This is a genomic window from Oleiphilus sp. HI0086 (assembly GCF_001635225.1).
In genome coordinates, this window is the sequence record NZ_LWFZ01000383.1 from 1 (window position 1) to 9,988 (window position 9,988).

General features: G+C 45.4%; 7 protein-coding genes. 2 read left to right on the forward strand and 5 right to left on the reverse strand.

Features of this window, described 5'->3' with window-relative positions; all coding sequences use genetic code 11:
- The 5 genes from A3756_RS04805 to A3756_RS04825 form a co-directional block, all read right to left on the reverse strand.
- On the reverse strand, positions 1 to 660 hold a 660-nt coding region (locus A3756_RS04805), incomplete at its 3' end, for a peptidylprolyl isomerase (protein ID WP_068553005.1).
- Positions 661 to 777: 117 nt separating this feature from the next.
- Positions 778 to 1,461 carry a respiratory nitrate reductase subunit gamma gene (gene narI, locus A3756_RS04810; RefSeq protein ID WP_068508659.1) on the reverse strand — a complete coding sequence of 228 codons (684 nt, stop codon included), beginning with the start codon at positions 1,459 to 1,461 and terminating at the stop codon, positions 778 to 780.
- 4 nt (positions 1,462 to 1,465) lie between these two features.
- Positions 1,466 to 2,230, reverse strand: coding sequence for a nitrate reductase molybdenum cofactor assembly chaperone (narJ, locus tag A3756_RS04815; protein ID WP_068508660.1), 765 nt, complete (start codon positions 2,228 to 2,230; stop codon positions 1,466 to 1,468).
- Between the two features lies 1 nt (position 2,231).
- Entirely contained in the window at positions 2,232 to 3,770 is a 1,539-nt protein-coding gene (narH, locus tag A3756_RS04820) for a nitrate reductase subunit beta (RefSeq protein ID WP_068508661.1), read from the reverse strand.
- 2 nt (positions 3,771 to 3,772) lie between these two features.
- Positions 3,773 to 7,516, reverse strand: a complete 3,744-nt coding sequence (locus A3756_RS04825) for a nitrate reductase subunit alpha (RefSeq protein ID WP_068508662.1) — start codon at positions 7,514 to 7,516, stop codon at positions 3,773 to 3,775.
- Positions 7,517 to 7,846: 330 nt separating this feature from the next.
- Between A3756_RS04825 and A3756_RS04830 the strand changes: the two genes are divergently transcribed.
- A complete protein-coding gene (locus A3756_RS04830; protein WP_082865087.1) occupies positions 7,847 to 9,691 on the forward strand; it encodes a histidine kinase in 1,845 nt (614 codons plus the stop codon).
- Positions 9,692 to 9,801: 110 nt separating this feature from the next.
- On the forward strand, positions 9,802 to 9,988 hold a 187-nt coding region (locus tag A3756_RS28600; RefSeq protein ID WP_231875487.1), incomplete at its 3' end, for a hypothetical protein.

Sequence of the window (9,988 nt, forward strand, 5' to 3'; positions counted from 1 at the left end):
ATCAGAAATTCGTTCTTTAACCATCTCATAAGGTAAAGCTTTACCTTCTTCTTTGTGGTTAATGAAAACAACATGCACACCATAACGGCTTTCGATTGGCGCACTGGCTAAACCTTCAGGACAATTGAATAACTGACGTTCGAATTCTGGCACAGTTTGGCCTTTACCAAGCTGCCCAAGGTGACCACCCGTCTCTTTTGAAGGGCATTTGGAATGCATCTTGGCCAGCTCTTCAAACTGCCCAATATTTTCTTGTAAGCGTTTAATCAGTTGCTCTGCCAGTTCCGTTGCTTCGGAACGAGCATTGGCATCATCGGGTGATGCATCAAGCAAGATATGACGCGCCTCGACCAAGGGGCTGGTCATGAATTTTTTAGGATTTGCTTCAAAATACTGACGGCAATCATCTTCACTGGCCGAAGGTACTTCGACTTCGGTATCTAACAAAGCTTCAAGAAACGCATCTTCAGTACTCTGGGCTTCTTGGCTCTTTGCACCACCTGCTAGATTTAAAGCTTCAGCACGCTGCTTAAGAAGCTCACTGATAATCAGAGACTCACAAGCCTTATTTTTCGATTCCGTGTGCGTTTGGGCCACGTGGTACTGCATTTCTTTGACGATGGCTGTTTCATCAAATTCTGTTTGATTCACTCGGATCATATCTAACTCCAACTTAGTCTATATTTTCAAAGGGGTCAGACTCGATTGAAACTAAGGTTTCAATCGAGTCTGACCCCTTTGAAAATATCCCCGCGCTTTGCGGGGATAAGATGGCTATTAAGCCTTACTACGTACAACCTGATAGTTACGAGAGAAGTACTTAACTGGCACACTCCAAACATGAACTAAACGGCTGAATGGGAAGACCAAGAACAAAGTCATACCCAAGGCTACGTGTAGCTTAAAGATTGGGTGAACATCAGCAATCGCTGCTGAAGCTTCAACGCCGTTAAACAAGACCATATTTTGCGCCCAGCTCATTAGCTTAACCATTTCAACACCATCCAGGTGACCCATCGATACGAAGATCGAGATCAAGCCTAGTAGTAGCTGAACCAACAACAAGAGTAGGATAAGGATATCCATTCTTGAGCTAGTCGCTCGCACTCGCTCATTACCTAAACGACGCTTAACAAGAATCACCAAGCCATATAAGCACACCAGGCCAAAGAAGCCACCCATGCCCATTGCGACCATTTGCTTGAAACTATCGCTTACGCCAAGTGTTTCCCATACCACATGTGGCGTTAATAGGCCCACAAAGTGCCCCATCAAAACCATAATGATACCCACGTGGAAAGGGCGGCTGCCTTTTCGTAATTGAGCACTTTCTAACATCTGGCTTGAACCAGTTTTCCAGGTATATTGATCGCGGTCGTAACGCACAATCGAACCTAAAACGAACACTGCCAAAGCAATGTAGGGGTAAATTCCAAAGAATAAATGATTTAAGTAATCCATTTTCTTATCCTCTCTTATCGGAGATAGAAGATTGTGACGAGGACGGCGTGGCATCAAAACCTACCCAGTTAACCGGGATATCTTGGTCACGACGCTGAGCTTCGCTGGGTCGACGCGTTGAAGACTCGCAGCTTTTATCTAGTGACTCAGCACCAAACTTCACTTCTTCCTCTTCCCATTCTTTGTCGATTGCTTTTTTCGTGTCATCTCGCTTCTCATCAGCGATTTGCTCACGAATTTCGTCCAATTCGATCTTACTGTCAGCAAAGTCCAGAAGCGCCTCAAACAAAACCGAGTAATCACTTTTACGTTTTTCCAAGCGACACTGGATCAAGCCTAAAATATGCTCCATTTCCTGCAACCAATTCTGGGCGTTCTCTTTACCTTGGGTTGAGAGAAACTCCAGGAACAAGGGGATGTAGTCAGGCAACTCGTGCTTGTCCAGCTCTAAACCTGCTTCGCGGTACATATCGACCAGATCTACCATTGCCTGGCCACGATCACGGGATTCGCCGTGTACGTGCTCAAACAACCATAGCGCGACCGAACGTCCACGATCGAATAGACCACCGTATTCACTCTGCCAGTCCATTAGATCCATCGCTGCCCGGTTTTCAATAAACGCCAGCAACTTGGTTTCGATGGCTGGCGCTAGGCCAGCCTCCGCTACCACTTGATCCAATTCACCTTTGTAAAGAAGGATGTCTTCCCGTGGGTAATCCATCAAACAAGATACAACAGCTAGCACCTTCGCATTTGAAGTATCCATCTTAGTCACCTCCTGAAACCGCGATGATATTCGCTCGGTTACTTGGTTTGTTACCACCAAACATGTTGACTTCGTTGTTACCATCGCTACAGCCATTGCCGAAGCTGAAACCACATGAACTCTTCATGTCGTAAGCATCTTCTGCGTAAGCTTTATGGCTTGATGGCACGACGAAACGGTCTTCGTAGTTAGCAATCGCCATGTAACGATACATTTCTTCAACCTGTAAGGCTGTTAAACCCGTCTTCTTCAAAACTTCCAGATCTTCTTTGCCTTCTACTTGCTGTGAACGCTTGAATGAACGCATTGCCAGCATTCTTTCTAGTGCATTCACAACTGGCGCTTCTTCACCGGCCGTTAGCAAATTAGCCAAGTACCGTACCGGAATACGCAGTGACTTAATGTCTGGAATCACACCGTCCATACCAATACGACCCTGCTCAGCAGCATTCTGGATTGGGGATAGTGGTGGGATGTACCAAACCATTGGCAGCGTACGGTACTCTGGGTGTAACGGTAGCGCTACTTTCCAGTCCATTGCCATCTTATAAACAGGTGATGCTTGAGCCGACTCAATCCAGCTATCAGGAATGCCTTCAGCGCGTGCCGCATCTTGCACTTTAGGATCATTTGGATCTAGGAAGATATCCAACTGTGCCTGGTACAAATCTTTCTCTAGCGGCGTTGCTGCTGCTTCTTCGATACGGTCTGCATCATAAAGAAGTACACCCAAGTAACGGATACGACCTACACAAGTCTCAGAACAAACTGTTGGCTGGCCCGCTTCGATACGTGGGTAACAGAAAATACACTTCTCTGACTTACCAGACTTCCAGTTGTAGTAGATCTTCTTGTATGGGCAACCCGATACACACATTCTCCAACCACGACACTTGTCTTGGTCGATCAATACGATACCGTCTTCTTCACGCTTGTAGATCGCACCTGAAGGACAACTTGCAACACAAGCCGGATTCAAACAGTGCTCACATAAGCGTGGCAAGTACATCATAAAGGTCTTTTCGAACTGACCGTAGATGTCTTTCTGCGCTACTTCATTGAAGTTTGAATCAACTTTACGTTTAGCGAACTCCGTACCTAGAATCTCTTCCCAGTTTGGGCCCCAGTTGATCTTCTCCATGATTTTGCCAGTGATCAGCGACTTCGGACGAGCCGTTGGCTGATGCTTGCTTTCTGGCGCAGTATGCAGATGCTCGTAGTCGTAATCGAATGGCTCATAGTAGTCATCGATTTCGGGTAGGTCAGGGTTACCGAAGATATTCGCCAACACACGCATCTTGTTACCTTGACGCGGTGTCAACTTACCATCGTTACCACGGACCCAACCGCCGTTCCATTTTTCCTGGTTTTCCCACTCTTTAGGGAAACCCACGCCTGGCTTAGATTCAACATTGTTAAACCAAGCGTATTCAACACCGTCACGGCTCGTCCATACGTTCTTACAAGTGATAGAACAAGTGTGACAGCCGATACATTTGTCCAGGTTCAGGACCATGCCTATTTGTGCACGTACTTTCATCGCTATGCTCCTCGCTCTTCAGACGACTCGTCCAACCAGTCAACTTTGTCCATCTTACGGACGATTACAAATTCATCTCGGTTACAGCCAACGGTACCGTAGTAGTTAAATCCGTATGCTTGCTGTGCGTAACCACCGATCATGTGAGTAGGCTTCATAACCGCTCTTGTAACAGAGTTATGCATACCACCACGTGTCTTGGTTGTTTCAGCCCCCGGCATATTTATTTGTCGTTCCTGTGCGTGATACATCAAGCTCATACCTTCGTTTACACGCTGGGAAACGACCGCACGACATGCAATGGCACCGTTAACATTGAACACTTCGATCCAATCGTTATCTTCGATGCCTGCTTTTGCTGCATCAACTTCCGAGATCCAAACAATCGGACCACCACGTGAAAGGGTCAACATCAACAAGTTATCAGAGTAGGTTGAGTGGATACCCCATTTCTGGTGAGGTGTAATCCAGTTCAATACGATCTCTTTGTTGCCGTTTGGTTTCTTGTCTAACAAAGGCTTAACTGTCTTCATGTTAACTGGTGGCTTATACAAGCACTGGGTTTCACCGAAGTCACGCATCCACTCATGATCCTGATAGAACTGCTGACGACCTGTCACTGTTCTCCATGGAATCAACTCGTGTACGTTGGTATAACCTGCGTTATAAGATACGTGCTCATCTTCCAGACCTGACCAGGTAGGAGAAGAGATGATCTTACGAGGCTGCGCCTGAATGTCGCGGAAGCGGATTTTTTCCTCTTCTTTCGGCTTAGCCAAGTGTGTGTGATCTTTACCGGTAAACTCTGACAGTGCAGCCCATGCTTTAACCGCTACCTGACCATTAGTTTCTGGTGCCAGGCTCAAGATCACTTCAGAGGCATCAATTGCCGACTCAATCTTCGGACGACCCTGATGCGCGCCTTCTTCAGTGTGCTTATAGTTAAGCTCACCCAAGAACTTCACTTCATCTTCAGTGTTCCAAGTAATACCCTTACCACCATTACCTAGTTTCTCTAGCAATGGGCCAAGCGAAGTAAAGCGCTTATAGGTATTCGGGTAATCACGTTCAACAACGGCTAGGTTTGGTGCCGTCTTACCTGGAATCAGGTCACACTCACCTTTCCACCATGCTTTCACACCCTCTGGCTGAGCAAGCTCTCCTGGTGTGTCGTGCTGAAGCGGTACCGTGACCAAATCTTTCTCAACACCCAAGTGGCCTTCACAAAGTTCAGAGAACTTCTTGGCAATACCTTTGAAGATATCCCAGTCAGATCTCGATTCCCAAACCGGGTCAATCGCTTTAGAAAGAGGGTGAATAAACGGATGCATATCCGACGTATTCATATCGTCTTTTTCGTACCAAGTTGCTGTAGGTAATACAACATCTGAATACAAGCAGGTAGTCGACATACGGAAGTCTAGCGTCACTAGCAAGTCGACCTTACCCTCGACTGGCGTATCGTGCCACTTAACATCTTCTGGCTTCTTGGCGCCACGTTCATCAAGGTCTTTACCTTGAAGACCGTTCTTAGTACCTAGAAGGTGACGAAGCATGTATTCATGACCCTTACCTGACGAACCTAATAGGTTTGAACGCCAGATAAACATATTATGAGGATGGTTTTGAACATCATCCGGATCTTCACAAGCAAACTTCAAAGAACCGTTCTTCAATTGATCAACCGTGTATTCTTGAGGAGTTTTACCTGCCTTCTCAGCATCTTTAGTCAACTGCAATGGGTTAATTGCTAATTGAGGTGCTGATGGCAACCAACCCATACGCTCTGCACGCGTATTGTAGTCAATGATAGAAGCTTGCCACTTAGACTTATCAGCCAAAGGTGACACAACCTCTTCCATTTCCAATTTCTCATAACGCCATTGGTTTGCGTGATTGTAGAAGAAAGAGGTACCGTTCATTTGACGTGGTGGACGCTGCCAATCCAAACCAAATGCTAGCGGTAGCCAACCACACTGAGGACGCAACTTCTCTTGTCCAACATAGTGAGCCCAACCGCCACCAGATTGACCGATACAACCACACATCATCAACATGTTGATAACGCCACGGTAGTTCATGTCCATGTTGTACCAGTGGTTCATCGCCGCACCGATAATGATCATGCTGCGACCAGTCGTCTTGTTTGCATTGTCTGCAAACTCTCGTGCGATCTTGATGATCTGCTCACGCGGCGTACCGGTGATTTTTTCTTGCCATGCTGGCGTGTATGGCTTGTCTTCGTCAAAACTTGATGCTGAATTTGCACAGTTTAAACCGTGCTCAACACCGTAGTTTGCAAGAGTCAGGTCAAATACAGTTGCAACCAACTTCTCACTACCATCTGCTAACTTAATTTTCTTAGCAGGTACTTTACGTAGTTGATTCGCATCGTGATCAGTATGATCAAAATAACCGTATTCGTGCTCTTGTCCACCGAAGTAAGGGAAGGAAACTTCAACCACTTCGTCTGCACTATCTTTTAGTGATAAGCCTAATTTGATCTCTTCGCCGGTATTACCGTCTAGCTGATCAATATTCCACTTACCTTTTTCACCCCAGCGATAACCTATTGAACCGGTAGGTGAAACCAACTCATTGCTCGCATCGTTAACTGCAATCGTCTTCCACTCAGGGTTGTTTTCTTGACCCAAGTTACCATCGAGATCAGAGGCTCTTAGGAAGCGACCTTGCTGTAAGCCTTGATCAGACTCTTCTAACATAACCAAGTAAGGGAAATCAGTCTTGGTACGCACGTATTCAGTGAAGTAAGCACTTGGCTTATCTACGTGAAACTCTTTCAGAATAACGTGGCCCATTGCCATCGCTACTGCTGAGTCAGTACCTTGCTTCGCGTGAATCCACTCATCGGTCAACTTCGCAACTTCTGAGTAGTCAGGTGTAACGGATACAGTCTTAGTACCCTTATAGCGAACTTCAGTGAAGAAGTGAGCATCAGGTGTACGCGTTTGTGGAACGTTAGAACCCCAAGCAATGATGTAGCCAGAGTTATACCAGTCTGCAGATTCTGGTACGTCAGTCTGCTCACCCCAAATCTGAGGAGATGCTGGTGGCAAATCACAGTACCAGTCATAGAAGCTTAGGCAGTTACCACCGATCAAGGATAAGTAACGAGCACCTGCCGCATAAGAAACCATCGACATCGCAGGAATTGGCGAGAAGCCGGTAATACGGTCAGGACCATATTTCTTAGCAGTGTAAACGTTAGAAGCAGCAATCAGCTCATTAACTTCTTTCCAGTCAGAACGAACCAAGCCGCCCATACCACGTTTTTCTTTGTAGGATTTAGCTTTTGCCGGATCGTTAACAATCGATTCCCAAGCTTTAACCGGGTCACTATGCTGGGCTTTAGCTTCGCGCCATAGCTTCAATAGAGCTTTACGTACCTTTGGGTACTTCAAGCGGTTTGCACTATAGATGTACCAGGAATAACTCGCACCACGAGGACAGCCGCGTGGCTCGTGGTTAGGAAGGTCAGGGCGCGTACGAGGATAATCAGTTTGCTGGGTTTCCCAGGTTACCAGGCCATCCTTAACATAAATCTTCCAACTACATGAGCCAGTACAGTTGACCCCATGTGTTGATCGTACAATTTTATCGTGCTGCCAACGACGGCGATAGCCATCCTCCCAGCCACGATCCTCGTTGGTTGTTACGCCATGCCCTGAGGCAAAGTCCTGCTTTTTCGTTTTGAAAAAACGTAACCTGTCTAAAAACTGACTCATTTGTGGTTCCTCACCCTTGTTTGTTTATTCCCATCACTTAACTTCTGTCATGGCCAAACAAACGATTATTTTTGAACAATTGATATTCAAAGCACATTGGCAGTATTGTGTACATAACACGACTCCATTAGTGCGATTGCTCTCAGTATATGGAGGGGCAAGAATATTGAAATTGATTTGCATCAATTTACACCAGGCGGCTCTGGTCATAAAACAGCCAAACTACCCACTTAGGGTTATCGTGAATTATTTTTAAGATATTGATATATAATAGATTTTTATTTTATCGGCCTTACTACATCAGGCTATGGCTTTTTAGGGGTATTACCCGTGTTACAACGCAATCAGCAGTTCATTCACTCAGTGATGAGTTACATAAACTTGTCACTGTTTACCATCATAGGTATCACCTTATTATCGATATTCTTTTCTTTTTGGGTGACAGAGCAAGCCGATTCCGATGCTCATGCGATTAACCTCTCAGGTTCAATGCGCATGCAGACCTATCATATAGGCTTAACCGCTACTCACTCCCCAAATGACATCGGGCCGCTAATAGAAAAACTAGACCAAACCTGGAATAACACCCTTTTTACTAACCTTCACTCATCCCTTTCAAACCCTGACTTGGAACAAGCTTTTACAAACGGCTACCAGCATTGGTTTGAGATCGTCAAACCACGTTTGAAGAACGGTGAAAAACCAATCCCCGAAACACTTACCTTGCTCAACAAACAAGTTGATCTAACCGATATTCTGGTATCTGAGCTTCAGCTAGAAGCTGAGTCAAAAATTCGCACACTTCGAACCTTCCAATTATTTGCCATGCTGTTTACCACCTTGGTTGGTAGCCTGATTTTTTATCTGCTTAAAAACCGTGTAGAAAGCCCCCTGGGCCGCCTGACAGAAGCTGCAAAAATGATTCGTGATGGCTACATCCAGCAGCACATCGACATTCCTGGTAAAGATGAGCTGGCTTTACTAGCACAAACCTTTAACCAGATGAGCCAATCAATCGCTGAAACTTATCAACAGCTAGAAAGCCGGGTTGAAGAACGAACCAAAGAACTAAAACGAAGTAATACCGTCCTAGAATATTCCTTCGGCGTTGCCAGGAAAGTACTGGAAGATCAAGACAAGAGCCTGGATTACCAAGAAATTATCAATGATCTAGGCATGATACTAATGGTTAAAGATATTGAGCTCTGCCTATTTACGACACAAGGCGAACGCCCTTATTTGCAGATTGACATGCATGATGATGATGAACAGCTTTGCAATCGCTTTACCTGTGAAGGCTGCCGCGGTGACGGACCTTTCAATCAATTAGCTGAGGATGCTTTGATATATCGATACCCAGTCATTCATCAAGCAAAACAGTATGGTGTGATCAAATTACCTCAATCGAAAGACAAACCCCTTCTCTTATGGCAACAAAAATTGGTCCAATCTAGCGCTGACCAACTAGCCATCGCTTTATCTTTACAGGAGACCAAAGAGCAAGAACACCGCTTGGCGATGCTTAGTGAGCGTACAGTAATGGCCCGAGAGCTTCACGACTCTCTAGCTCAATCGCTCTCTTACCTGAAGATTCAAGTAACACGCTTACAAAAGTCACACGATAAGAAAAAGTATGAGATGCAACAGCCAATTATTGATGAGCTGAGTGAGGGCCTTTCATCAGCTTACCGTCACTTACGTGAACTACTCACCACCTTCCGCTTAAAAATCGATGATAAAGGTTTACATGGCGCAATTGAGCAAACCATTAAGCAATTGAGAGCGCGAACCGAGATGCACATTAACCTGAAGAATTCACTGAAGAATATTCCTTTGAGTCCTTCTGAGGAAATTCACGTGCTACAAATTCTTCGTGAGGCCAGCCAGAATGCTGTCAACCACTCCAAGGGTACACGCCTGGATATTAGCTTACTTCAGCAAACTGACAAAACCATCCAACTGGAAATTAAAGACGATGGAGTAGGGCTGTCCAGCAACCCAGAAAAGTTAAATCATTATGGCCTGGCCATCATTCAAGAACGCAGTCGGCACTTGAACGGTGAGCTAGTTGTTAAGAGCTCTCAAGAGGGTATCCAAGGTACTCAAATCCAGCTTCGTTTCTCACCCAGTTACCTCAGAGAAAGTGATGAAAGTAAAGTTATCATACGCTCGTAACACGCAAATCACATTTCTCCCATTTGAGCGGTGACCTTACTTGGCATCGTTCTGCACACCAACTAACATAGAACGCTTCACTCTAATCGCTTAAAAGACCAATAATAACGATGACAAGCCATTACGAAAAAAGCGTTGAAGAGCTTCAGCTCGAATATGCAAACAAGCGTCGCTTCCCCTTCATAAAGTTTTCTCAGTCACTTGAAAGTGAGTTCAGGGAATATCGACACCAACGCTTACTAGAACGAATTCCTGCAATTGGAGTTGCCGCATTATTCATTTTTTTCTTATTTGCTT

What these genes read in the sequence shown, in the direction of transcription:
- narI (WP_068508659.1), bottom strand. Translation starts at nt 1,461, where the DNA reads ATGGATTACTTAAATCATTTATTCTTTGGAATTTACCCCTACATTGCT.
- narJ (WP_068508660.1), bottom strand. Translation starts at nt 2,230, where the DNA reads ATGGATACTTCAAATGCGAAGGTGCTAGCTGTTGTATCTTGTTTGATG.
- narH (WP_068508661.1), bottom strand. Translation starts at nt 3,770, where the DNA reads ATGAAAGTACGTGCACAAATAGGCATGGTCCTGAACCTGGACAAATGT.
- A3756_RS04825 (WP_068508662.1), bottom strand. Translation starts at nt 7,516, where the DNA reads ATGAGTCAGTTTTTAGACAGGTTACGTTTTTTCAAAACGAAAAAGCAG.